The sequence below is a fragment of the Actinoplanes ianthinogenes genome (genome assembly GCF_018324205.1).
In the GTDB taxonomy this organism is placed as follows: domain Bacteria; phylum Actinomycetota; class Actinomycetes; order Mycobacteriales; family Micromonosporaceae; genus Actinoplanes; species Actinoplanes ianthinogenes.
In genome coordinates this window covers 6,348,860-6,372,985 of the sequence record NZ_AP023356.1, presented here as the reverse complement: position 1 = coordinate 6,372,985, position 24,126 = coordinate 6,348,860, and the positions used below count along the sequence as shown (strand labels likewise).

Genomic DNA, 24,126 nt, shown 5'->3' with positions numbered 1-24,126 from the left:
GGGCCGGGAACCGCACTCAGAGGGCCTTGCGGATGTCGCCGGCGGCGTCCTCGTCCGCGGATTGATAATTGACCATGGCATTCGCCACGGTCTCACCGACGCGAATCAGCATGGTGCCGCAGTACCGGCAACTTTTGACGACGGCCTCATTCGACTTCGACGTGGTGCCCTCGGAGTCGGTGATCTCCTCGAAGTACTTCTTCCGGTATTCGTCGGTGTACTTGTCCTCCGGGAGCGCCCGAGCATTCTCGTGCGAGGTGATGCCGTTCCTGATCTCGTCGACCCGGTTCTCCAGGTCCCGGCCCGCGCGCTGCATGCTGTGGCCGATCTCGATCAGCGAGGCGGGACTCGTCCGGATCTGCACGAACTCACCCATTCCGCTCCCCCATCTGGCGGCGGACCTCGGCGTCGTGACTGCCGACGAAGTTCTCGATGCCGGCCTGGCTGCCGAGTGCTTTCAGGTCGCCCGGCATGCTGTCGGCGAGCACCTCGCGGCTCTGCCGGCCGGCGTCCTCGATCGCCGCGCGGACCGTCTGCACGATGCTCGCGGAGAGCGCCTTCGAGTTGGGCTGGCGCAGCACCCGCGGGTCGATGTCCAGCTCCAGGAGGTGGCCACGCGGCCCGACGACTGCCTTGATCATCCGATCCGGCGACCAGGCCGTGCCGGTGATCTCGAGCATCCGCTGCTGCATGGCGGGAATGTCAGCGGTCGCCTTCCGCAGGTCCGCGAGCATCGCGTTGAGCGCACCCCAGTTGGGCCGCCCCGGAACGTCAGCCACCCCACACCTCCCCGGTTTTCCCGTCCATCATGAGGGACCGACCGGCCGCCGGCCACAGGCCGGCGGCCGGTCGCACTCACATCCCGGCAGCGATCTGCTGGTCGATCTGCTGCATCCGGTCCGCCGACGCGCCGAGCTTGACACCGACGCTGGACAGCGCGGTCTTGATCTCGTTGGCGCCCTGGTTCCACTTCTGCCGGGCCTCGTCACAGGCGGTGCCGGCGGCGCCGGTCCAGTCCTGCGCGAACAGCTGCGTGAAAGCGGTGTAGAGGTCGTTCAGCTGCTGGTCCATCTGGCCCTCGAAGGTGCCGATGGCCGCCGCGACGTCGTTGATCTGGCCGAAGTTGTAGGTGATGCTCATGACTCGCCTCTCCGATCTTCGTCTGCGTCAGCCGCGGAGGATGCTGATGACGGAACTGTCACCGGTCGAGGCGGCCGCGGCGCGGATCTCCTGCGCGGCATCCTCGTCGTGCACGCCGTACTGCTTGGACGCGTTGCTCATCTTCCCGGCGAGCTCGTCCAGCGCGTTGATGATTTTCTTGAGGCCGTCGTTCAGCTGAACGGACACGTCCTGCAGGGCGTTGTTCGCGGTGCCCTGGAAGCCGCCGCCACCGAGCGTCTGGATGCGCTCCAGGAGCTGGGCCATGCCCTGGGCAACGCTCTGCCCCGTCTCCTCGCATCGCGACGCCATCGCGTTGAGCTGATCCTGCGTGGCATGGACCTGTCCCATACCCGGAGTTCCTGACAAGGTGGTTCACCCCGATTCTCGTAGTCGGCGCACCGGGAGCCGTGCTTTCCGGAACTTCTCGCCGCGCCATTTGGGCTATGTCCTGTCGTACACCGGGTGGCTCAAGTTGGTTCGAACCCCCGCATCGACGAAGGCGTACTCTATAACGTCCGCCTGATCATCGGCCGTCATACTAATCTGGCGCGACGATGGCCGTTCAAGACCCGTCGGGGAGGCGTCATGGGAGAGCAGGCTCCGTTCGACGATCAGGGCATCGCCAATCCGTACTCTGATCAGACCAAGGCCAACACGCACACACCATGGCTCGCCGACGGGCCGCCGGTCGATGTCGACCTCGACGGCCTCCGGGAGTACGCGAAGCTGATGATGAAGGCGCAGCTCGATCTCTCCAGCCGGCGCACCCACCTCAGCCAGCTCTTCGAGTTGCCCGTCATGGCGTGGGACGGCGACGTGCTCGGCGAGGCGGCCGCGGTCCGCTCCCAGATGAGCGCGAACGCCAGCGAGTTCAACACGTACCTCGCCAACCTCGGGCAGTCGCTGATGAACATCGGGTCGGCGGCGCAGACGATCGCCGACATCTACGAGCACGGTGACGCCACCTCCGCCGCCTCGCTGAACGACGTCCTGTTCGCCTTCGGCGACAAGTCCGTCCCGCGGCCCCACGGCCTGCCGTCCTACCTCGGCAAGACCTACGCCGACGCGATGGCGGAGGGCGCCAAGGAGGGTGGCGCGGCCGCCGACAGCGCCGAGTGGGTCGACCAGGGCACCGTCGTCAACGGGCCGTACCACACGTTGCAGACCTCGGTGGCGAACGGTCAGCGCCGGACCGTCGAGACGATGACGATCCCGAACACCGGCACCACGGTCGTCACCACCACCGTGTACGACAAGAAGGGGAACGTGGTCTCCACGTTCTCGACCCGGACCGAGACGACGTACGACTCCCGGACGAACACGCAGACCACCACGGAGACGACGACCGCCGGCAAGACCGTCACCGGCAGCTCCACCAGCGTCAAGACGTACGCGAACGGGGAGGTGGTCCACGAGGTGACCACGTCCAAGGACGGCAGCGGCACGGTCACCGGCCAGAAGAGCACGGACGTGAATCGTGAGACCGGCGTGCGGACCGACGTCACCAGGTCGGCGGACACCAGCACCGACGACAAGAACGATCTGAAGGAAACCGACCGGGTGGTCTACGGCAAGGAGACCAAGAGCGAGAAGACCGTGACCAAGGAGATCGCGGAGGACTACTACCCGGAGGGGACGAGGGGCTGACGATGGGCGTGGAGTACTGGGGCGCCAGCGCCGACCCGAACTACGGCTACAGCCCGTACAGCGGGCAGCTGCACTACGGCAGCCACGCGGCGTCCGACGCGCCGTTCACCCAGAAGGCGGGCGAGGGCAACAACACCACCATCGAGGAGATCCACCGCAAGATCCACAACATGCATCCGGAGCGGATCGCGGTCCTCGCCGACCAGTGGCAGAACGCGTGGACGCTGATGAGCGAGGTGCGGTCGTACCTGCTCGCCGAGAGCGAGGCGCTGGAGAAGGAGTCCTGGAAGTCGCCGAAGGCGCGCGAGGCCTTCCTGAAGATGGGCCCCGGCCAGTCGCTGGCGTACCTCGACGTCTGGATGGACGCGGCGCAGGTCAACGTCACCCAGCTGCGCCACGTGGTGCTCATCACCAAGGCGGCGCAGAACTCCATCGACGACCTGGTGGATCAGTACAAGAAGGACCTCGGCGCCGCGGCCGACGTCACCGGCATGGACCAGCTCGGTCACTGGCTGACCCACTGGAACACGACGTGGACCGACGCGGAGAAGAACGAGGCCCGCGACGACATCAACGACGTCAAGAAGGACTACCAGGAGCGGGCCCAGCGGATCGCGTACTACTACGGCAACGAGATCTACGGCTACATCGGCAAGCTGAGCAACGGCATGGGCCCGCCGGTCCGGCCGATGGACGCGGTCCTCAACACGCCGGGCAAGCCGCCGACGCCGGCGCTGCCCAACCTGCCGGGTGGCGGCGGGGGCGCTCCGCCACCGCCGGCCTTCGCCAACACCCCGCCGCTGCCCGGTCAGGGCAACGCGCCGACGCTGCCGCCCGGTGCGAACGACCAGGTGAAACTCCCGGACGCACCGGGTGACCAGCCGGGCGGCAACCAGCAACCCGGCCAGCAGCCCGGCGTCCTGCCGGTGCTCCCGCCGCTGCCCGGGCAGTCGACCGTCCCGCCGCCGAACGCCGTGCCGCCGCCCACCGGGCTGCCGGGACTGCTGCCCGGACAGCTGCCGCCCGCGTTGCCGGGCAACGGCGTGCTCAAGCCGCCGGCCTTCGGGCCCGGCCTGACGCAGAACGCGCCCGGCCCGCTGTCCCCCGGGCTCAAGCCGGGCACGTCGGCGCCGACCTCGCCGCCCAACCCGGGCCAGCTCGGGCGGAACTCGTTCGGTCGCGGTCCGGCACAGCCGCCCGGCACGGGGCAGCCGCCCGGCCGTACCCTGCGCCGCCCCGGCAGCACGAACCCGTCGCAGCCCGGCCGCCCCGGCGACCGCCGCCGCGGCGAGGACCGCTCCCGGCAGACCGGCACGCCGTACGAGGGTGAGGAGAGCTTCAGCCGGCCGCCCGGTGGCATGCCACCCGTACTGAAAAATCCCGCCGGGGACCGGGACCGGCGCCGCCCCGGCAGCACCGAGGAGTTGCGCCCGACGACCCCTGCGAGCGGCGACGCGTTCCGCCCGGACGGCACCGCGCCGCCGGTGCTGAACCGGCCGACCGGCCCGGCCACGCCGCCGTCACCCGCCCGGCGCCGCGAGACGACGCAGCGGGACCGGCAGCCGACCGCCTGGGCCGACTACTTCGGGTCGGAGCAGGCCCGTGTCGAGGCCGGTTCGGGCATGCTGGAAGCGCCCTCGGTGCCGCCCACCGGCGCCGGCGTCTCCCGGCTGGAGGAGATCCCCCGGGGTCTGCGCAGCCGGGCCGCCACCCAGGCGGCCGGGCAGCACCCGCAGGGCACCGTCTCGCCGGAGCTCAGCAAGCGGCGGACCACGGCGGAGCCGACCCCGGCCGGGCCGCAGGACGACGAGGCGCCCGGGATCGTCACCGACGAGCGGGCGTTCGAGGTCCAGACGCCGGGTGGTGGTGTGGTCACCAGCAAGCGGGACGAGCCGGTCTACGAGCCGGAGATCCGGCGGGCGCTCGGCGGAGGGCAGTGATGAAACTCGGGACACCGGCGAACTACTACGTTCGCGTACGGTTCGCCGGTTGGGAGGACACGCCCGACCGACAACATCTCCACCGAGGCAGCTACACGGTGACCTTGAACATGTTGCCGGAGATCGCCTTCGTCGATGACCTCGGTCACCTCGGTCCGCCGTGGCGGGAGTCGGCGCTCCCGCCCGAGGAGGCGGGCGACCTCGTCGACGCGGACATGGTGCGGCTGCTCACGCTCCTGCAATCCCGGTACACGGTGACGCCGAACGACGCCCTGGCCGGGCAGACCGACCGGTTCGCGCTGCCCTGGGGCTTCGACGACCGGCAGGAGGGCGTCGTCTTCTACACCGATCGCGCGGAGTTCGCGGTGCTGCTCGACGATCTCGCCGCGCTGGCCGACACCGAGGCGGGGAACGTGCACTCGACGGTCCGGCGCGACGCCGTGCGGGACCATCCGGTGATTCGGTTCATCGAGGACCGGGTGCTGAAGTCACCCCTGCTGCATCCGATGGACGCGCAGTCGGCCGGGCTCTCGGAGCGGCCGGGCTGATCAGGCGCGCGGAGGGCAGTGATGAAACTCGGGACACCGGCGAACTACTACGTTCGCGTACGGTTCGCCGGTTGGGAGGACACGGCCGAACGCTCCGCCCTCTACCGCGGCGTGTACACCGTGATCCTCAACGAGGGGCCGGACATCACGTTCGTCGACGACCTGACCCGGTACGGCCCTCCGTGGCTGGCGTCGTCGTTGCCACCCGAGGAGGACGGCGACCTCGTCGATCCGGACATGGTCCGCCTGTTGGAGTTGCTGCAAGCGCGATACGTGGTGACTCCACATGACACCCTGGCCGGCCAGACAGAGCGGTTCGCCCGCCCGTGGCCGATCGAGGAGAACGACCAGGCCGTCGTGTTCTATGTGAGCCACGCGGAGTCCGCCGCGCTGCTCGCCGAACTCGAAGCGCTCGCGGACAGCGAGCTGGGCAACCGGTTCCCGGCGGCCCGGCGCGACCAGATGCTCGACAATCCGGTCATCCGCTTCATCGAGGACCGGATCCTCACGTCGCCGTGCCTTCGCCCGAGGGACGTCGAGCGCTTCGGGCTATCGCAACGGCCCGCACCCTGATCAGGCGCGCGGGGGCCGGACCACGATCGATCCGGCGGCGCGGTCGTGCACCCCGCGACCGTCGCCGTCGGCGATCAGCGCGGGGATCAGCAGCGCCAGCAGCACCGCCCGCACCAGCCCTCGGCCGAGGCCGATCGCCCCGCCGTCGGTGAACGAGACACAACGGATCCGGACCAGCCGCATCCCCGGCGTCTGGCCGAAGAGTCCCAGGAAAATGGTGTTGATCAGGATCAGCAGCACGACCGGCGGCCAGGCCACCCGGCTCGGGCTGGCATAGAGGCTGGCCACCAGCAGACAGAGAACCCAGTCGATGAGCAGCGCGATCAGCCGCGGCCCGCCGCCCGCGGGCTCCGGACGGGTCGCGGCCCGGGGTACGTCGTTCGCGGAAGCTGCCACGACCGCCGAGCGTACGCGATAGGGTCCGGTGGTCGGCCTCGCGCTCACGCCGTGCCTGATCATCCGGTTACGTAACACGGCGGAAACAATAGGGATACGCCGGGGCAACTCCGTACCCATAACGTCGCGACCAGCCTTGCCAGGTGGCGGCCCAGGCCGCCCGGTATCGGAAAACTGTGCCAGGAGGACGTGTGTTCGCCAATCCCGAGGAACTCCTGCGATACCTCAAAGACGAGGACGTCAAGTTCGTCGACGTACGTTTCTGTGACCTCCCCGGCGTGATGCAGCACTTCAACATCCCGGTGGAGTCGTTCGACGACAGTGTGGCAACCGACGGCCTCGCCTTCGACGGGTCCTCGATCCGCGGCTTCCAGGCCATCCACGAGTCCGACATGATGCTGCTGCCGGACGTCGCGACCGCGTTCGTGGACCCGTTCCGCCAGCAGAAGACGCTCGCGCTGAACTTCTTCATCCACGACCCGTTCACCCGCGAGGCCTACTCGCGTGACCCGCGGAACGTGGCGAAGAAGGCCGAGGCGTACCTCGCGTCCAGTGGCATCGCCGACACCGCGTACTTCGGCGCCGAGGCGGAGTTCTACATCTTCGACTCGATCCGCCACGAGACCTCCGCGCACCAGGCGTTCTACTACATCGACTCGATCGAGGGCGCGTGGAACTCCGGCCGTGAGGAGGAGGGTGGCAACCGCGGGTACAAGACCGCGTACAAGGGTGGCTACTTCCCGGTCTCCCCGGTCGACCACTACTCCGACCTGCGCGACTCGATGGTCCGCCGCCTGGTCGACACCGGCTTCACCGTCGAGCGCTCGCACCACGAGGTCGGCACCGCCGGCCAGGCCGAGATCAACTACAAGTTCTCGACGCTGCTGCACGCCGGCGACCAGATGCAGCTGTTCAAGTACATCATCAAGAACACCGCCTGGGAGCACGGCAAGACGGCGACGTTCATGCCGAAGCCGCTCTTCGGTGACAACGGTTCCGGCATGCACACCCACCAGAGCCTCTGGCTCGGCGGCGAGCCGCTGTTCTACGACGAGACCGGCTACGCGGGCCTCTCGGACACCGCCCGCTGGTACATCGGCGGCCTGCTGCACCACGCGCCGTCGCTGCTGGCGTTCACCAACCCGACCGTCAACTCGTACCGGCGCCTGGTGCCCGGCTACGAGGCCCCGGTCAACCTGGTCTACTCGCAGCGCAACCGCTCCGCCTGCACCCGCATCCCGGTGACCGGCAGCAACCCGAAGGCCAAGCGCGTCGAGTTCCGCGTCCCGGACCCGTCGTCGAACCCGTACCTGTCGTTCTCCGCCCAGATGATGGCCGGCCTCGACGGCATCAAGAACAAGATCGAGCCCCCGGCCCCGATCGACAAGGACCTGTACGACCTGCCCCCGGAGGAGTGGGGCAACGTCAAGCAGGTGCCGGGCTCCCTGGACGCCGTGCTCAACTCCCTGGAGAACGACCACGACTTCCTCACCGCCGGCGGCGTCTTCACCGACGACCTCATCTCCACCTGGATCGACTACAAGCGAACCAACGAGATCGACCCGGTCCGCCTCCGCCCGACCCCGCACGAGTTCGAGATGTACTACAACGTCTAGGGGTTGACCATGCCTTTGACCAGCGGGTTTACCCCCTGAACTGATCTTGGGCACAACTCGGGCACAGCTTGAGAAACGGCGGTCATGATCGGCTCCCAGCCGATGTGGCCGCCGTTTCGCGTACGCCGAGCGCGCCGTCGACCAGCGACCGCGTGTGGTCGAGCGCGTCCGGCAGCGGCAGTCGCGGGGCGCCTACGGTGTTTCGTAAGGCGTCCTACGGCAGGAGTTCCAGTGGTCATCGAGCCGCCGAAGTCGCAGTACATCCAGATCGCTGATGAGCTGCGCGCTCGAATTCAGGGCGGCACCTACCCGGCCGACGCTCCACTGCCCAGCGAACAGCGACCAGCCGATGAGCTGGGCGTTTCCCGGGTCACCATCAATAAGGCCATCACGCTTCTTCGGGCTTCGGGAGACGTGAAAGTGCGGCGTGGAGCAGGCACTTATGTACGAAAGCTGCCCAAGATCCCCCGAGACGCCAAGCGCCGCTACGCCGCTCGCGCACTAGGCACCGGTGCCGGCGAAGTCGAAGTGCGGACCCTCAAGCTTCAGTCCCGAACGCAATATCGCGAAATCGGGCGCGTCAACCCGCCGTCCGCGGTCGCCCGCGCACTGGGCCTATCGGAGGGTGAAGAAACACTGGTCCGTCGTCGTGTCCTCTTCGCCAACGACGAACCCACCCAGATCGCCGATTCGTACTACCCGTGGTCGATCACTGAGGGCTGCGATGCGCTGCTTCAGGCCGACGCGGGCAGGGGCGGCTCATACTCCCGCTCCGCCGAGCTCGGTCACGGACCCGTTCGGTTCACGGAGGACGTCAACGTCCGGGTGCCCGACGACGCGGAACAGCGTCTGCTCGACATCGAAGCGACGCTTCCCGTGTTCGATATCTGGCACGTCGCCTACGACGCGCAGAACAGGCCCGTCGAGGTCTGCGTTCACGTCATGCCCGGCCACCTATGGACGTTGCACTACGACTGGGATGACGAGACCGCCGAGGAAGAGACCGACTAATGGACGTACGGTTCTCGTCGCAGGCCGCACCCGGCCGCACCGACAACGAGGATGGCGCGCTCACCGTAGGCAACTTGGTTGCGGTGTTCGACGGCGTCACCCAAGCGCCAGGCATCGAAAGCGGGTGCATACACGGTCCGGCCTGGTACGTACGCCATCTCTCACACCAGCTGAAGGCGGCCTATTCGAAGGCGCCGGCCGCCCCTCTGTCAGATCTACTGGCTCTGGCCATCAGCGGCGTCGCCGACCAACACCGCACGACGTGCGACCTCACCAGCCGAGCGACTCCCGCGTCAACCGCCTGTCTCCTCCGCGAAGGGACTGACCAGGTCGAGTACCTCGTTCTCTGCGACGGCACGCTAGTCCTCGACCGTGGCGGACGAGTCGAGACCGTGACCGATGACCGCTTCAGCAGGGTCATCGCCGACTTGCGCCGCACGGAGCCCGCATACGCCATGGCCAGCCCGGTCAAGGCGGTCACCGTCGAGAAGTGGCAGTACATCAACCGCCCGGACGGCTACTGGATCGCCGCCGCCGATCCGCAGGCCGCCTACGAGGCCGTCACCGGCTCGATTCCGTTGAACGGCCCCGACCGCCTGCGCCGCGCAGCTCTACTCACCGACGGAGCCTCAGCCGCAGTCGACCAGTTCGGCCTCTTCGACTGGAACGGCTTGCTCGACATCCTCACCAATGCGGGACCAGCACACCTGATCCACAAGGTCCGCACCGCTGAAAACGCCGATCGGCCCGCAGACACCCGCCTGCGCTACAAACGGCACGACGACGCCACCGCAGCCATCTGCCTGTTCGAAGGGACCGACCTGTGACCCAGTCAGAACGCCCCCGGCACTCCGTCAGCGTCGCCGCCGTCATCACCAACGACACCGGCCACGTCCTCGTCGTCCAACGCCGCGACACCGGCAAGTGGGAGATCCCCGGCGGCATCCTCGAACTCGACGAGTCCCTAGCGGCCGGCGTGCGCCGCGAGGTCGAGGAAGAAACCGGCGTCACCATCGAACCCGACCGCCTAACCGGCGTGTACAAGAACCTGCGCCTCGGCGTCGTCGCCCTGGTCTTCCGCGGCCACATCGTCAGCGGCAAACCCGGCCCTACTGACGAAAGCGCCGCCGTTGACTGGTGGACCGCCGACCAAGTCACCGACCGCATGAGCGAAACCTTCGCCGTCCGCGTCCTCGATGCACTGGACAGCACGGACGTAGCCGTCCGCCTACACGACGGCGTACATCTGATCCAAGAACCGGCTTCGCTACCTGTCCGATAACCCCCACACTGCCAGGACGGTGCTCGCCCAAGATCGCTGATCTGCAACACGCTGACCTGCACAGGCGTGGATCGACTTACCGTAGTTCCCCGCTAAGCCCTGTTCCCGACCGGCCCACCTGGCACGGATCTGGCACAACGCAACCTCTTCTGTGCTTAGCCGCGCGCTGGCATACAGGCATCACTGGCGGGCGAGCCGACCATGTCAGGGCTTATGGACGAGGCAGTCCTTGTGAGCTTTCCCGTCGGGCACGTTCTCAGGGTCCGCGACGAGCTTGCGCATCTCCTCAGCACGGATCACCCAATCGCCGTGACGCAACTCTTCGCCGCAAATCACGCAGTTGCCATAAGTCGTCGTACCCTCGGCCACTTGATCTCCCCTCGTCAACGGTCGGGTGCAATGGTCGCATGTCCGGGGCGTCCGACCCTTCGGCAAGGCCCTTGACAGCTCTGCCTGGCTCGGTGCCGCTACGCCTGGCGAGTCACAATTCAAGCGAAGGTCGCTCTTCGGGATTCCGTTGGGGCATTGGCGGTGGCATGGCCCGATAAGGAAGCGGCTTACGGATCGTCCGCCGTAACAGCTCTCTCCATATTGGCGTAAAGGCGGAGTATATAATGGCGTTGAAGTGCTCGCTCTCCTTATTGATTTCAAGAGCCAGTACCTCATGCTGCTGGTTGAAGAATGCCCAAGCCGCGTCTGCTTCTTTGATACGAAGCGAGGCGCAATGGTTAAAACATTCTGTTAATGCCTCCATGCAAGCGCGAGCCGGTATCTGAACGTCGGGCGATGCGTGCGACTCCAGCTCTGCATATGCGTCCCGCGTAAGTTCTTGACCCTCCCGGGCCTTAACCAAGTCGAAACGGACCGACGAAAAGTCTTTACCCGATTCCCGTAGCGCGACTGCTTCATGTGCCAGACTTCGCATAGCTTGAACTCTTGCCGAGAAGCCCCAAAGAGCTTTTCTATACGCAGTGGCGTGCTCGCGACGCTTGGTCATTTCATTGAATACCCGCTCGCGCATGAAGTTCTCTCGTTGGGCTCGAACGGTGATTCGCGCTCCGAACCATCCCCCAACGAAGGCCGCAACTGGTCCGGCCGCCTTTAGCAACTCGACGAAATCCACTGGCATAGTTGGTGCCGTCATCTCCGTGAGGCAAACAAGGTGCCCAGGAGCTTAGGCGGGCATCGCAACTAGAGGAGACATGGCGTCAAGGGACGATTGACACAGCTGTCCGCACGGAGTCGGAGACGGACGCGGCGGCGCGCGCCCATACGCGGGCAGGCCATTGGCCTGCCGCTTGACCACCTGGCTGCCAGGGCCGCAGGACGCTCCGAGGTCCAGGGCGGCCGCTTGCGGCCGTCGCTTGCGACGCGAAGCGCCCTTGACCTCGGAGGGGCGGCCCGGACACACTGCGCGCCGCCGCGCCCGGCTCCGACGGCCGTGAGTCGCGCTGCGGCCCGGCGCGGCAGCTCGGCCGCGTCGTCCCGGCCATGCCGGTCGGCTGCCGGCCAAACTCTTCCAGCCTCACCCCCTGTTGAACTGTCGTCGCTGCGGCCCGATTCGCTCCTGCACGCCAGCCGACGGGCTGTCTGCGTGCCGGTCGTGTGCGCCAGCTAAGCGACCGGCACGCGCCCAGGCGGCGGCGTGAGCGGCCCGTTTCGGGCCGCCTTGAAGACGTACGGAAAGTTTGACCAAAACGCACGACCGAACGCCTGTCCCGTCCACGATTCGCGCGCGGCTCTATGACGCTTGTCTGTGCACCTCGCCGGTGAGAACTTTCTCTACATCTTCAAGGCGCGGCTTCGGGGCACGGCGCCGCCGGCCTTCGGCCTTGGCGCCGGCCCCGGCCGCGCATCGTTGAAGTTGCGCTAGACGACACGAAACCCCGCCTGCCTCCACCGGGCGTCAACGGGGCTTCGAGGTAACTGATTGGTCAGAGATCCAGATGGCTATAGCCCAAGATCCTCCCGAATCCGGGCAGACTGCTTCGCCTTCCGATAGTGCGCCTGTCGACAGCGGTTGCTGCAATACTTGGCTGTCTTTCGACGCCACCGGGACGTATCTCCGGTCGATCTGCCAGGAATCCAGCCGCCGCAGTACTCGCACGGCTCGCGGTCCGATCCGAGGAACCGCGACAAGTCGGACCGGCGAGCCTCCCGCCACGCCTGGGCACGGCATCTCGGGGAACAGTACTTAGCGTTCGGACGGCTGTCCGGAAGTAGGGAATTCTGGCAGAAGTAGACGTTCTCGCACCCGCGAGAGGACCGCGTGCCCACGCCGCAAGTGTAGACGCGTTACAGATCTGCGGTACGGAACAGATTGATACATAGGATTTGGTCGCGCCAGATGCGGCTGGTCCGGCAGGTGATCCACAGTGGCTCGTATGCTTAACTCTCGCGCGCGCAGGCGCGCCCGCGCTGGAGACGACCACCCCCATACGCTCGTCACGCCTCCTAATGAGGCAGTCCGAGAGGGTCAGCGGCCAGCTGTACCGCATAGCTGAGACGCCCCATCCGGATCAAGGAAATCGATGGGGGGTAATTGATGGATGAGCTGCTGAAGCAGCTCGGCGAGACGATCCGAGAAGCGTCGGGTGACTGGACCCGGACCGCCCGCCTCTGCGTCCTGCTTGCGGTTGCAGCCGCTTGCTGGACTTGCTACCACCTGCTCGCCAAGTAGTAGTTGCGCCGTGAGGGTATGCGTCGTACGGCCATGTCGGCAAAGGCGGCGCATGCCCCTCCCATCCCTCACCTCGCCATAACCGTTCAGCCGAACGAGTCTGCCTCCGGCGGGCAGGGCCTCCGGCCCTACGACCCGGGGATGGCCTCCGGCGGCCAGGGCTGCCCGCCCTGGACCCGGGCGGCTCCGGGATGGCCGGCACGGACGACAACCCCTCGCACACCGGAGGCAGCCAGACCGCGTCTGCCTGGCCCAGGTCGTTCGTCCGGTGGGGCGCTCCACCTGGACCAGGCAGACGCGGCCGAGCGGGGCGGTGCCTGCGCGACGGGATGCCACCGAGCACAGCCGGGACACCCAGCTTGCAAAGAAGGTCAAGATCATCGGGCACAACCAGGGCACATCCCAGCCCGAAAAGCAGCATAAACGACGGCAGTCGATAGAAAGCCTCGGCGCTGCTCACGACGCCCTTCGACCGCGTTTCCGCAGGTCGCCACACCCTCATGATTGGTTCGAGATCTACTACAACGTCTGACACCGGCCAGCGGGCTCGCCCGCTGATCTGACAGTGCGCACGACATCTCGGGAACGGCGGTCATGATCGGCTCCCAGCCGACCTGGCCGCCGTTTCGCGTGCGTCGCAAAGCAACCCGCGAGCCGTCGGGGACTCGTCGCGGGCTCCGCGGTCACCGATCGGGCAGAATCGAGCCTGTGGACATCGCGGTGCTGGGGCCGGTGGAGCTGCGCACCGGCACCGGGGAGGTCGTGCCGATCACCGGCTCGCGGCTGCGCTCCCTGCTGATCCTGCTCGCGCTGGACGCGGGCCGCGTCGTCTCCGTGGACCGGCTGATCGACGGCGTCTGGGGCGACAGTCCCCCGTCCGGTGCGCCGAACGCGTTGCAGGCCCTGGTGTCGCGGCTGCGGAGGGCCGAGCTGCGGATCGAGGCCACCGCCACCGGCTACCGCCTGGCCATCGACCGGAAGAATGTGGACGTCTTCCGCTTCGAGGAGAGCGATCCCGGCGACGCGCTGAAGCTCTGGCGCGGCGAGCTGGAGTTCCCCGAGGCCGCCACGGCCGAGGCCGTCCGCCTGCGCCAGTTGCGCCTGGCCGCGCAGAAGGCCTGGCTCGCCGCCGAGATGACGCACCGCGACGTGGTCCCCGAGGTGGAGGCCCTGGTCGCCCAGCACCCGTTGGACGAGCCGCTGGCCGCGCTGCTGATCCGGGCGCTGCGGGCCACCGGACGACCCGGCCGCGCCTTGGACGCCTTCGAGCAGACCCGCCGCCGCCTCGCCGACCAGCTCGGCGCCGACCCCTCCCCCGAACTCGCCGCCCTGCACCTGGAGTTGCTCCACGATGGACCGCGGCGTGGCAACCTGCCGGTCGAGCTGAGCAGCTTCGTCGGCCGCGAGGCCGACATCCACGCCGTCCGGACCCTGCTCGACACCCACCGCCTGGTCACCCTCACCGGCCCCGGCGGCAGCGGGAAGACGAGGCTGTCGGTCGAGGTCGGCGGCCGGCTGCCGGGTCCGGTGTGGCGTGCGGAGCTTGCTCCGGTACGCGACCCCGCCGAACTCCCGCAAGCCGTCCTGACCGCCCTGGACCTCCGCGAGCAGGTCGTCCTGGGCGGCGCCCGCGAGCCCCTCACCCGGCTGCGCGACGCTCTCGCGGGCCGCGAGATGGTGCTGGTCCTGGACAACTGCGAGCACCTGATCGACGCCGCCGCCCGCCTGGCCGACACCCTGCTGCGCGCCGCCCCGGGCCTGCGCCTGCTCACCACCAGCCGGGAGCCGCTGGGCCTGCCGGGCGAGGCGCTGCACCCGGTGGAGCCGCTGGAGCTGCCGCCGCCGGACGCGGACCCGGCCACCGCGAACGGCTCCGCCGCGGTGCGCCTGCTCCTCGACCGGGCGACCGGCTTCACGCTCACCCCGGCGACCACCGCTCCCGTGGTCCGGATCTGCCGTGCCCTGGACGGGATGCCGCTCGCCATCGAGTTGGCCGCCGCCCGGTTGCGCACCCTGCCGGCGGCCGTGCTGGCCGACCGCCTGGCCGACCGGTTCCGCCTGCTCACCGGCGGCAGCCGGGCCGCCCTGCCCCGGCATCAGACCCTGCGCGCGGTGGTGGACTGGAGCTGGGACCTGCTCACCGAGCCGGAGCGGCGGCTGTGGCGGCGGCTGGCCGCGTTCCCGGGTGGCGCCGACGTCGCCGCGGTCGAGCAGGTGTGCGACGCCGACCTGGACCTGCTCAGCGCCCTGGTGGACAAGTCGTTGCTGGTCCTGGGCCCGGACGGGCGCTACCGGATGCTGGAGACGATCCGCGGGTACGGCCTGGAGCGGCTGGCCGCGGCCGGCGAGACCGAGTCGATGCGGGTGGCGATCGCCGGCTGGCTGCTGGCCCGGGCGCGGGAGGCCGAGCCGCACCTGCGCGGCGCCGAGCAGCTCACCTGGATGGCCCGGCTGCGCGCCGAGCACGACAACCTGCACGCCTCGGTGCGGGCCGCGATCGCCGCCGGGGACCGGGCCACCGCGGTCGCGCTGGTCGCCAACCTGGGCTGGTACTGGTGGATGGGCGGGCACCGGGTCGACGGCACCGCGCTGTGCCTGGACGCGGTGGCGCTGGACGGGCCGGCCGACAGTCAGGAGCTGGCCTTGGCTTACACGCTGGCCGCGCTCAACGGCGTCGAGGGTCCGCTGGACTTCACCGAGGTGCGGGAGTTCTTCCACCGGGCGCTGGAGCTGGCCGAGCCGAGCCCGGACGGCCATCCGGGGCTGCGACTGGTGAGCCCGATGGCCGCGCTGTACACCGCGCCGGAGCAGGACGGTGTGATCGCCTTCGGTCAGGCCCTCTACGACGACCCGGATCCGTGGCTGCGCGCCATGGCCCGGATGATCGTCGGGCAGGTGCGGCTGAACTTCGGCGAGCCGGCCGAGGTGGCCGAGGCCGACCTGGCCGCGGCGCTGGCCGGGTTCCGGGCGGTCGGCGACCGCTGGGGCATCGGCTTCACGCTGAGCGCGCTGGCCGACCTGACCGCGGCCCGCGGCGACTTCGCCCGCGCGGTCGGCTGGCAGCGGGAGGCGATCGCGCTGGTCGAGGAGGTCGGCGTGCGCGAGGACCTGCCGCAGCTCAGCGCGAAACTGGCGCACCAGCTCTGGCTGTCCGGCGACCACGAGGCGGCGCACCGGACGCTCCGGAGGGCGCGCCGGCAGGCGAGCGACTCGGGCGTCCCCGAGGTGATGGGTTCGGTGCACCACGCGGGCGCGACGATCGCCCGCGCCGAGGGCCGGCTCGACGACGCCCGCCGGGAGATCGCCCGGGCCGTCGAGCTGATCGCGGACTCCACGCTGGCGCCGCAGTTCCGGGCGATCGCGGCGAGCGCCCAGGGCCTGATCGAGGGCGCGGCCGGCGACCTGATCGCGGCGCGGGCCCGGCACGAGGAGGCGCTGCGCATCGCGATCGGCACGCTCGACTCCCCGGTGATCGCGCAGGTACTGGTCGGGATCGCCGACCTGGCCCGGCGCGAGGGCGATCCGGCCCGGGCCGCCTACCTGCTGGGGGCCGCCGTGTCGGTGCGCGGCGCGGTGGACCGCACGGTCGCGGACGCCGACCGGGTCGAGGCCGAGGCCCGCGCCGCCCTCGGCGACGCGGCCTTCGACCAGGCATTCCACCGCGGCGACGGCATCACCCTAAACCCCGACAATCAACACATTTTCGGTACGCCCTGAGCACCGGTCCTCCAGCGCGGCGGCAAAGGCGCGCCCGAGCAGCGCCGGCTTCTGACGGCGACAGAAAGCCCGCGCCGGCTTCTCAGACGCGGCGGCGGAACGCCCGCACCGAGAGCGGCGCGAAGATCGCCACCAACGCGAGGCCCCACAGCACCGACCCGGTCACCGGACCGGCCACCGGACCACCGGTGAGCAGCCCCCGCACCGCATCGGACAGCACGCTGGTCGGGTTGATCCGCACGAACCCCTGCAACCAGCCCGGCATCGTCTCCGGCCGGACGAAGGCACTGCTCGCGAACGTGATCGGGAAGATCAGCACGAACCCGAAGATCTGCACCTTGTCCGGCTCGTCGACCAGCATCGCGACCAGCACCGAGATCCACGAAGCGGCCGCCGCGAACCCGACCAGCAGCAGGAACGCCCCGAGCACCTCGACCGGCCCGGTGGTGACCCGGAACCCGAGCAGCATGCCGAACCCGAGCAGCAGCACGATCGCCCACGCCTGCTTGATCACGTCGGCCAGGATCCGCCCGGCCAGCGGCGCGAACCGGGCGATCGGCAGCGACCGCAGCCGGTCGAACACCCCCTTGCTGATGTCGGTGTTCAGGCCGACCCCGGTGTTCATCGTCGCGAACAGCATGTTCTGCACGATGATCCCGGCCAGCGCGAACTGGAGGTACTCCGCCGGCGAGCCGGCCAGCTGCCCGCCGAACACGAACGTGAACAGCAGCAGGAACATCACCGGCTGGATGCTGAAGTCCATCAGCTCCATCGGGTTGTGCTTGATCTGCACCAGCGTCCGCCAGGCCAGCGTGGCGGTGTTGCGCAGCGCCGTCGTGCCGCGCCGGGTCTCGGGCGGCAGGGTGAGCGTGGTCATGCGGCCACCTCCGCGGCGTGCCCGGTCAGGCTCAGGAAGACCTCGTCCAGGCTGGGGCTGCGCAGCGCCAGCTCGGCCACGGCCAGCCCCCGCTCGTCGAGGTCGCGGACCAGGCCGGCGAGGGCCCCGGGGTCGGCGACCGGCGCGGTGACGACCTCCCCGGAGACGTCGAGCGGCCCGGCCGCCACCCGGCTCACCGCGCCCTCGACCGCGGCCAGGTCGGCGGGCGTGGCCACGCGTACGGTCAGGGTCTGCGCCCCGGTCCGGGCCTTGAGCTGCTCCGGCGTCCCGGTGGCGATCACCGTGCCGTGGTCGACCACCACGATCTCGTCGGCCAGCTGGTCGGCCTCGTCCAGGTACTGCGTGGTGAGCAGCACCGTGGTCCCGCCGGCTACCAGCCCGCGGACGATGTCCCACACCTCGTTGCGACTGCGCGGATCCAGTCCGGTGGTGGGCTCGTCCAGAAAGAGCAGGCGCGGGTCGCCGACCAGGCTGGCGGCCAGGTCGAGGCGGCGCCGCATGCCGCCGGAGTACTTGCCGGCCGCGCGGTCGGCGGCGTCCTGAAGCTCGAACCGGGCCAGCAGCTCCCGGGCGCGGGCCCGCGACGCGGACCGGGAGAGGCCGAGCAGCCGGCCGATCATGAGTAGGTTCTCGGTGCCGGTGAGCTGCTCGTCGACCGAGGCGTACTGGCCGGTCAGGCCGATCAGGCGGCGTACCTCGTGTGCCTGCCGGAGCACGTCGAAGCCGCCGACCGTGGCGTGCCCGGCGTCCGGCCGGATCAGCGTGGAGAGCACCCGGACCGCGGTGGTCTTGCCGGCCCCGTTCGGCCCGAGCAGCCCCAGCACGGTGCCGGGGCGGACCGCGAGGTCCACCCCGGCCAGGGCCGTGGTGTCGCCGTAGCGTTTCACCAGGCCTTCGGCATAGATCGCATTGGTGTCGGTTCCCATGCCGACACCGTGCCGGGGGCCGCTGACACCGCGCTGACACCCCCGGCGGCGACGTGTCAGAGCAGGTGGCCGAGGTCCAGGAAGACGGTCTCGCCGGTGGCGTCGTCGAGCGCGTCGTTGTCGGTCACCGCGTAGGTGTGCCCGTTGCCGGCGACCGCGAGGCCCTCCAGCTTGTCCTGCACCCAGCCGTGGTCCGCCCGGAGCGCCGGCAGCACGTCCTTGACCAGCTTCTTGCTGACGGCCGGGGTGCCGGTCCAGGTCGCCGGCACGTCGAACGTGTAGATCTTCTTGATCGACGCCAGCTCACCGCGCTGGTTGTCCCGTTCGATCACCGCGAAGGTGTTCGCGTCGACGGCGACCAGCTCGGACAGGCCGCTCCAGCCGACCGGCGCGACGTCGGCCGGGTAGAGCAGCCACGACCAGGTCTTGGTGACCGTGTCGTAGCGGCCGATCCGGTTGGTGTTCGCCGGGTCGCCCTTGATCGCCCGCTGCACGGCGACCCAGACGTTCGTGCCGACCTCGGCGACGCCCTCCAGGCCGTTACCGGTGACCGCGGCCGCCACGTCGGCGGAGAGCGGGATCTCCTCCTGCACCTCGGCGGCGGCGTTCAGGCGTACCAAAAGATTGGGTTTGGTCGAAGAAGACCCCTCGACGGCCAGCCAGTAGCCGCCACTCTTGCGGGCCACCAGGCCCTCGGCGTCGTAGCCGACCGGCTCGCCGTTCTTGGTGACGGTCAGCTGCGAGTCGATCGTGCCGCTGGTGGTGAGGCCGAGGATCCGGGTCGGCGAGTAGGCGGAATCGGTCACCGAGACGAGCCGGTTGCGCTTGCCGGGCACCGCGGAGAGCGCGGAGAGCGTGCCGAACGGGATGTCGCCGACCGAGTGCAGCGGGGTGTTCGCGGGCTTGCCGAAGCCGTAGACCTGCACGGTGCCGCGGATGCCGATCGACGCGTCGTCCTCCTCCGAGGAGACCACGAGCAGGTTGCGGGACGGGACCGCCACCACGCCCTCGGGCGCGTTGGTCGTGGGCAGGAGCTGCTTGAACTTCGGCGCCCACGGCTTCGAGACGTCGTAGACGGCGGTGAAGTTGCCCCGCTCGGAGTTGACGAAGACGTAGGGCACGCCGCCCATCCGCGCGAACGCCACGTTCTCCGGCTCGATGCCCTTGGCGTCCGACCGCTTGTCCGGGTACTGCCCGTGCTCGACGGCGAGGTGCTCCAGCGTGTTGCCGGCGTCCCAGACCACCCTGCCGGTGCTCTTCGAGAAGATCGACCAGCCGCGCGAGCCGCCCTCGTAGTCGCCCTCGTTCGCGGTGGCGAACAGGTCGTCGGTGATCCAGGCGACGCCGTCCGGCTCCCGTTTCGCGGTGATCGACCCGGTGAGCTCGATCTTGTCGTCGTCCAGGGTGTCGACGCCGTCGACGGTGACCGTGCCGGCCTCGAACGACGTGACGACCTTGGGCGACTTGAGATCCACCACCACCAGGTGGTTGTTCTCCTGGAGCGAGACGACCGCCTCGTCCCGGGAGTTGATGCTGACGTACTCCGGCTCGGGGTCGCCCGGCGCGACGAGCGCCAGGCCGGTCAGGTCGACCTTGGTGAGCTTCCACGTCCTGGTGTCGATCACCACGAGGTAGCCGGCCGGCGCCTGCGGGAGGGCGCCGTCGTCGACGTCCTCGTCCCGCTCGTTCTCGATCGCGACCGCGAGGTAGCGACCGCTCGGCGCCACGGCGACCGAGTCGGGCTGACCGCCCAGATCGAGTTCCCGGACCACCGCGCGGGACCGGTCGTCGATCACGACCAGCTTGCCGGACGGATTCGTGAAGGATTCCCGGGTGTTCACCGCGGCCAGCAGCAGGTGGCCCAGGTGCGCCACCGAGGTCGGCTCACCGCCCATGGCCAGCGTGCCCCGCGGCTCCGGACGGGACGGGTGGGTGATGTCGACGAACCCGAGGCGCTTGCCCGGGCTGTCGGTGTAGACGACCGTACGACCGTCCTCGGTGACCGTGGAGATCTCGGCCGAGGCGGTGTCGCCGGCCGACGAGTTCAGGTAAACGGGGAACGTGGAGAGCCGGTGAAAGGAGTCGGAGCGGCCGTGCGCGGCCGCCGCGGCGGGCACGCTGCCCACCGCGGCCAGGGCCACGACGGAGACAACCGCCGAGGTCTTACGGCGTAGTGACATGCGAATTGACTACGCCAAGATCCTTTCCGGTTCATGGACGGGAACCGAACTGCGGGTGCCGGCCGGTGTCCAGATCAGCAGAGCCAGGCCGAACCAGACATAAATGTTGCTGCCCAGGAACGCCAGCGGCGGATACGGCCGGTCCTCCCACATCCAGGTGAGGTGTGAGGTCATCAACACGTACGCGGCCACCGCCAGGTAGGCCGGGCGCCGGTCGCCGCCGGACCAGAGCCGCTGGACGCAGCGGATCAGCGCCGGGATCAGCCAGACGCAGTGGTGCACCCAGGTGACCGGGCTGATCAGGCAGCCCAGGACGCCGGTCAGGGCCAGGCCGCCGAGCACGTCGTCCCGGGTCCGGGTCACACGCCAGGCCCAGAACGCCAGCGTCGCCAGCACGCAGACGAGCCACACCTTGGACTCGATCTCGTCGAACGGGAACCGGGCGAGCATCCCGCGCTCCGACTGGTTGGACAGGAACCAGAGGTTGCCGACCCGGTTGGTGTCCCAGAGCGCCGAGGTCCAGAACTCCCGGGACTGGTCCGGGAAGAGCGCGCCGGCCAGCACGGTCGCCGCGCCCGCCGCGCCGATCGCCGTCCCGGCCTCCCGCCAGCGGCGGGTGACCAGCAGGTACAGGATGAACACGCCGGGGGTCAGCTTGACCGCGGTGGCCAGGCCGATCCCGACGCCGGCCCACCACTTGCCGCGGGCCACCCCGAACAGCATGTCCGCCGTTACCACGGTGAGCAGCAGCGTGTTCACCTGGCCGAAGGTGAACGTCTCCCGGACCGGCTCGAAGGCCAGCGCGAACGCCCAGGCCAGCCCGAAGGTGAACCAGAGCGGCTGGGGCAGCCGGCTCAGCAGCGGCCCGGCCAGCCACCAGACCAGCAGGCCGGTGGTGAGCACCGTGCCGATCGAGGCGAACACCACGACCAGCCAGAGCGGCAGCACCGTCATCGGCGACATGACCAGGCCGGCGAAGGGCGGGTAGGTGAACCCGTACGGCGTGTCCGCCTTCAGCCAGTCGTAGACCATGCCGCCGTCGTGGAACCAGTACCGCACCGCGCCGTAATAGACCGTGGAGTCGAAGAACTTGTTACGGAGCCCGGAGATGAGGATCAGCCCCGCCGCGGCCAGCACCGAGACGATCAGGATCACGATTCGTTTCATGCAGCACTTTCCACGCTAGAAAACCGGCGAAAACCGTCATCGCGACGGCGCCCTGCGCCTTGGTGGCGAGGGCCAGGTTGTAACCGTCGGGCAGGCAGAGGACGGCGGCCACCGCGCATGGTACGACCAGCCAGCGAGTGTCCGGGCGAACTGTGGCGGCCAGCACGGCGAGCGGCCAGATCGCATACCACGGATGGAAGACCGGGGCGAGCAGAACGGTCGCGGCCAGCGCCAGCCCGGCGTGCAGCACCGGGTCGGCACCGCGCCAAGCCCGGCGGAACAGCCAGAGCAGCACCCCGGCCAGGGCGATCAGGCCGAGCACCCGGGTCACCGCGACCGCGTGCGGCACGCCGACGAGCTCCAGAGTCATCCCGATCGCGGTCGGCGGCGCGGTCCACTGCACCGAGATCCCGCTGCCGGCCAGCCCGCGGACCCAGCCCAGCCCCAGCCCGGACCCGAGCGAGACCACGGCGAGGGCGCCGAGCGCGCCGGCGGCCAGCTCCAGCGCGGCCCGCCACCACGGCCGCGGGATCAGGAAGACGGCGAACGGCAGCGCGACGATCGCGGTCGCCTTCACCCCGACCGCCAGCCCGAACAGCACACCGGCCGGCCAGCCGCGCCCGGTCGCCGCCACCGCCAGGGCCCCGGCCAGCAGCGCCACCATCACCGCGTCGTTGTGCGTGCCGGAGATCAGGTGGATCAGCACCAGCGGACAGGCCAGCACCAGCCAGACCGCACGCGCCGCCGGCACCCCGGCCCGCCGGGCCAGCACCGGCAGGCAGGCGCCGAGCGCCGCGACGCCGAGCACCGCGATCAGGCGGAGCAGGGCGACGGTCCCGGTGAGCGAGCCGCCCAGCTTGGCCGCGGCCGCGGCCAGGACCAGGAAGACCGGGCCGTAGGGCGCGGGGGCGGCCCGCCAGGTGGGCGCGACGGCGTCGGCCCAGGGACACCCCAGAAGATCGACCCCGCCGGCGTACGGGTCGAGCCCGGCCGCCTGCTGCCAGCCCTGACACGCGTACGAATAGGCGTCGTAGCTGCCCAGCGGCAGGAACGCGAGCAGCGGCAGCGCCCACAGCCCCGCCGTGACGAACGCCCACCGCGCCGACGGCACCACCCGCCGCCCGGCCCACCAGGCGCCGATCAGCAGCGCGACCCCGGCCAGCCAGAGCAGCGGCAGCAGCACCCCGTCCCGCCCGGCGAGGACCGTCCGCGGGGTCATCGTCGGCGTCCACGGCCGGTGCGCGCCACCGAGGTAGGCGGCGCCGGCCAGCAGGGCGCTGCCGAGCAGCCCCGTGGCGCGGACGAGGGACGGACGGGGCATGGCGCTGACCCTACCGTGACACGCTGCAACGCACGGGACGCCCGGTACTGTCGACGGGATGTGGGCACGGCACCGGCGGGAAGGGATCATCGCGTTGCTCGCGGCGGTCCTCGGCGGTGCCTACCTGGCCGCCCCGCGGATGGGCTCTGACCTGGCCGCTCAGGTCGCCCGGGCGGAGTTCTTCGCCGCGCACGGGTGGACCCCGATCGACCTGCGGTGGTACGCCGGGGTGGACCAGCTCGGCTACAGCCTGGTGTCACAGCCGGTGATGACGTTGCTCGGGGTCCGGGTCGCCGGCGTGGTGGCGTCGGTCACCGGATCGGTGCTCCTGCTCCAGTTGTTCCGGCGGACCGGCGGGCGCCGCCTGTGGCTGGCCGGCCTGCTCGGCGTGGTCGGTGTCGGCGGCAACCTGGTGAGCGGACGGGTCACCTACGGTCTCGGGGTCTGCCTCGGCCTGGCCGCCCTCCTCGCCCTGACCTACCTCCCCCGCCGCTCCGCCGCGTTCGCCGCCGCCCTGTTGGCCGCCCTCGCGTCAGCCACCAGCCCCGTCGTCGCCCTCTTCCTCGGCCTCGCCGGCACCGCCCTACTCCTGTCGAGCTGGCCCTGGTGGCCCTTTCCCCCGCCTCGAAAGGGCCACCAGGACCAGCCCGACACCCCGGGCTGGCACCCACAGCCCCTCCCCAGGCCGGCCAAAGGCCACCAAGACCAGCCCGACACACCGGGCTGGCACTCAGAGCCCTTCCCCGGGCCGGGCAAGGGCCACCAGGACCAGCCCGACACACCGGGCTGGCACCCACGGCCCCTTCCCCGGGCGGACAAGGGCCACCACGACCAGCCCGACACCCCGGGCTGGCACTCAGAGCCCTTCCCCGGGCCGGGCAAGGGCCACCAGGACCAGCCCGACACACCGGGCTGGCACCCACGGCCCCTTCCCCGGGCGGACAAGGGCCACCACGACCAGCCCGACACCCCGGGCTGGCACCCACGGCCCCTTCCCCGGGCGGACAAGGGCCACCAGGACCAGCCCGACAACCCGGGCTGGCACTCAGAGCCCTTCCCCGGG

At 69.8% G+C, this 24,126-nt stretch carries 21 protein-coding genes and 1 pseudogene; 10 read left to right on the top strand and 12 right to left on the bottom strand.

All coding sequences use genetic code 11. The annotated features are described in order from the left end of the window. Positions 1–16: 16 nt before the first annotated feature. The 4 genes from Aiant_RS28960 to Aiant_RS28945 all read right to left on the bottom strand — a co-directional run bounded on the left by Aiant_RS28960 (position 17) and on the right by Aiant_RS28945 (position 1,509). Entirely contained in the window at positions 17–376 is a 360-nt protein-coding gene (locus Aiant_RS28960; protein ID WP_189334783.1) for a hypothetical protein, read from the bottom strand. Further along, entirely contained in the window at positions 369–779 is a 411-nt protein-coding gene (locus Aiant_RS28955; RefSeq protein WP_189334782.1) for a YbaB/EbfC family nucleoid-associated protein, read from the bottom strand. Before Aiant_RS28955 ends, Aiant_RS28960 begins: the two co-directional genes overlap by 8 nt. Before the next feature lie 76 nt (positions 780–855). Continuing rightward, a complete protein-coding gene (locus tag Aiant_RS28950; protein ID WP_189334781.1) occupies positions 856–1,140 on the bottom strand; it encodes a WXG100 family type VII secretion target in 285 nt (94 codons plus the stop codon). A gap of 27 nt (positions 1,141–1,167) precedes the next feature. Continuing rightward, positions 1,168–1,509 (bottom strand): WXG100 family type VII secretion target, encoded by a 342-nt coding sequence (locus Aiant_RS28945; RefSeq protein WP_189334780.1) that lies wholly within the window; start codon positions 1,507–1,509, stop codon positions 1,168–1,170. Between the two features lie 237 nt (positions 1,510–1,746). Here Aiant_RS28945 and Aiant_RS28940 point away from each other — a divergent pair, with 237 nt between their 5' ends. The 4 genes from Aiant_RS28940 to Aiant_RS28925 all read left to right on the top strand — a co-directional run bounded on the left by Aiant_RS28940 (position 1,747) and on the right by Aiant_RS28925 (position 5,869). Next, a complete protein-coding gene (locus tag Aiant_RS28940; RefSeq protein ID WP_189334779.1) occupies positions 1,747–2,808 on the top strand; it encodes a hypothetical protein in 1,062 nt (353 codons plus the stop codon). A 2-nt stretch (positions 2,809–2,810) separates the two neighbouring features. Next, on the top strand, positions 2,811–4,748 hold the full coding sequence (locus Aiant_RS28935) for a hypothetical protein (protein WP_189334778.1): 1,938 nt from the start codon (positions 2,811–2,813) through the stop codon (positions 4,746–4,748). Positions 4,749–4,846: 98 nt separating this feature from the next. Continuing rightward, positions 4,847–5,296 carry a hypothetical protein gene (locus Aiant_RS28930; protein WP_189334777.1) on the top strand — a complete coding sequence of 150 codons (450 nt, stop codon included), beginning with the start codon at positions 4,847–4,849 and terminating at the stop codon, positions 5,294–5,296. Positions 5,297–5,317: 21 nt separating this feature from the next. After that, a complete protein-coding gene (locus Aiant_RS28925; RefSeq protein WP_189334776.1) occupies positions 5,318–5,869 on the top strand; it encodes a hypothetical protein in 552 nt (183 codons plus the stop codon). Here Aiant_RS28925 and Aiant_RS28920 read toward each other — a convergent pair whose 3' ends face one another. Beyond that, on the bottom strand, positions 5,870–6,265 hold the full coding sequence (locus Aiant_RS28920) for an RDD family protein (RefSeq protein WP_229831052.1): 396 nt from the start codon (positions 6,263–6,265) through the stop codon (positions 5,870–5,872). It abuts the gene before it with no gap. Positions 6,266–6,456: 191 nt separating this feature from the next. On the opposite strand from Aiant_RS28920, the gene glnA reads away from it, so the two are divergent. From glnA to Aiant_RS28900, 4 genes are all read left to right on the top strand, one after another. Further along, complete coding sequence (gene glnA / locus Aiant_RS28915; RefSeq protein WP_189334775.1) at positions 6,457–7,881, top strand: type I glutamate--ammonia ligase; 1,425 nt, start codon at positions 6,457–6,459, stop codon at positions 7,879–7,881. A 231-nt stretch (positions 7,882–8,112) separates the two neighbouring features. Beyond that, entirely contained in the window at positions 8,113–8,892 is a 780-nt protein-coding gene (locus tag Aiant_RS28910) for a GntR family transcriptional regulator (protein ID WP_189334774.1), read from the top strand. Then, on the top strand, positions 8,892–9,719 hold the full coding sequence (locus Aiant_RS28905) for a hypothetical protein (protein ID WP_189334773.1): 828 nt from the start codon (positions 8,892–8,894) through the stop codon (positions 9,717–9,719). Before Aiant_RS28910 ends, Aiant_RS28905 begins: the two co-directional genes overlap by 1 nt. Then, on the top strand, positions 9,716–10,174 hold the full coding sequence (locus tag Aiant_RS28900) for an NUDIX hydrolase (RefSeq protein WP_189334772.1): 459 nt from the start codon (positions 9,716–9,718) through the stop codon (positions 10,172–10,174). Before Aiant_RS28905 ends, Aiant_RS28900 begins: the two co-directional genes overlap by 4 nt. Positions 10,175–10,378: 204 nt before the next feature. Here the strand turns inward: Aiant_RS28900 and Aiant_RS28895 are convergent, their stop codons facing one another. Together Aiant_RS28895 and Aiant_RS28890 are read right to left on the bottom strand one after the other, a co-directional pair. Beyond that, positions 10,379–10,543, bottom strand: coding sequence for a hypothetical protein (locus tag Aiant_RS28895; RefSeq protein WP_189334771.1), 165 nt, complete (start codon positions 10,541–10,543; stop codon positions 10,379–10,381). Between the two features lie 112 nt (positions 10,544–10,655). Continuing rightward, positions 10,656–11,297, bottom strand: coding sequence for a hypothetical protein (locus Aiant_RS28890; protein WP_189334770.1), 642 nt, complete (start codon positions 11,295–11,297; stop codon positions 10,656–10,658). A 2,265-nt stretch (positions 11,298–13,562) separates the two neighbouring features. Between Aiant_RS28890 and Aiant_RS28885 the strand changes: the two genes are divergently transcribed. Next, positions 13,563–16,571: an AfsR/SARP family transcriptional regulator gene (locus Aiant_RS28885; RefSeq protein WP_189334769.1), complete on the top strand. Its 3,009-nt coding sequence runs from the start codon at positions 13,563–13,565 to the stop codon at positions 16,569–16,571. Positions 16,572–16,653: 82 nt separating this feature from the next. On the opposite strand, the gene Aiant_RS28880 is transcribed toward Aiant_RS28885, so the two are convergent. Genes Aiant_RS28880 through mptB form a run of 5 tightly spaced genes read right to left on the bottom strand, consistent with a single transcriptional unit; the run spans position 16,654 to position 23,063 of the window. Then, on the bottom strand, positions 16,654–17,448 hold the full coding sequence (locus Aiant_RS28880) for an ABC transporter permease (RefSeq protein WP_189334768.1): 795 nt from the start codon (positions 17,446–17,448) through the stop codon (positions 16,654–16,656). Next, the gene (locus Aiant_RS28875; RefSeq protein WP_189334767.1) at positions 17,445–18,395 is read right to left on the bottom strand and encodes an ATP-binding cassette domain-containing protein; all 951 of its coding nucleotides are present in this window, start codon (positions 18,393–18,395) and stop codon (positions 17,445–17,447) included. The genes Aiant_RS28880 and Aiant_RS28875 overlap by 4 nt, the downstream gene beginning before the upstream one ends. 56 nt (positions 18,396–18,451) lie before the next feature. Beyond that, a complete protein-coding gene (locus tag Aiant_RS28870; protein ID WP_189334766.1) occupies positions 18,452–20,575 on the bottom strand; it encodes an esterase-like activity of phytase family protein in 2,124 nt (707 codons plus the stop codon). Between the two features lie 9 nt (positions 20,576–20,584). Continuing rightward, positions 20,585–21,742: a glycosyltransferase 87 family protein gene (locus Aiant_RS28865; protein ID WP_189334765.1), complete on the bottom strand. Its 1,158-nt coding sequence runs from the start codon at positions 21,740–21,742 to the stop codon at positions 20,585–20,587. Beyond that, on the bottom strand, positions 21,669–23,063 hold the full coding sequence (gene mptB, locus Aiant_RS28860; protein WP_189334764.1) for a polyprenol phosphomannose-dependent alpha 1,6 mannosyltransferase MptB: 1,395 nt from the start codon (positions 23,061–23,063) through the stop codon (positions 21,669–21,671). The genes Aiant_RS28865 and mptB overlap by 74 nt, the downstream gene beginning before the upstream one ends. Positions 23,064–23,121: 58 nt before the next feature. Between mptB and Aiant_RS47075 the strand changes: the two are divergent. Next, positions 23,122–23,538: pseudogene (locus tag Aiant_RS47075) on the top strand (hypothetical protein); the annotation flags it as partial. Positions 23,539–24,126 lie beyond the last annotated feature (588 nt).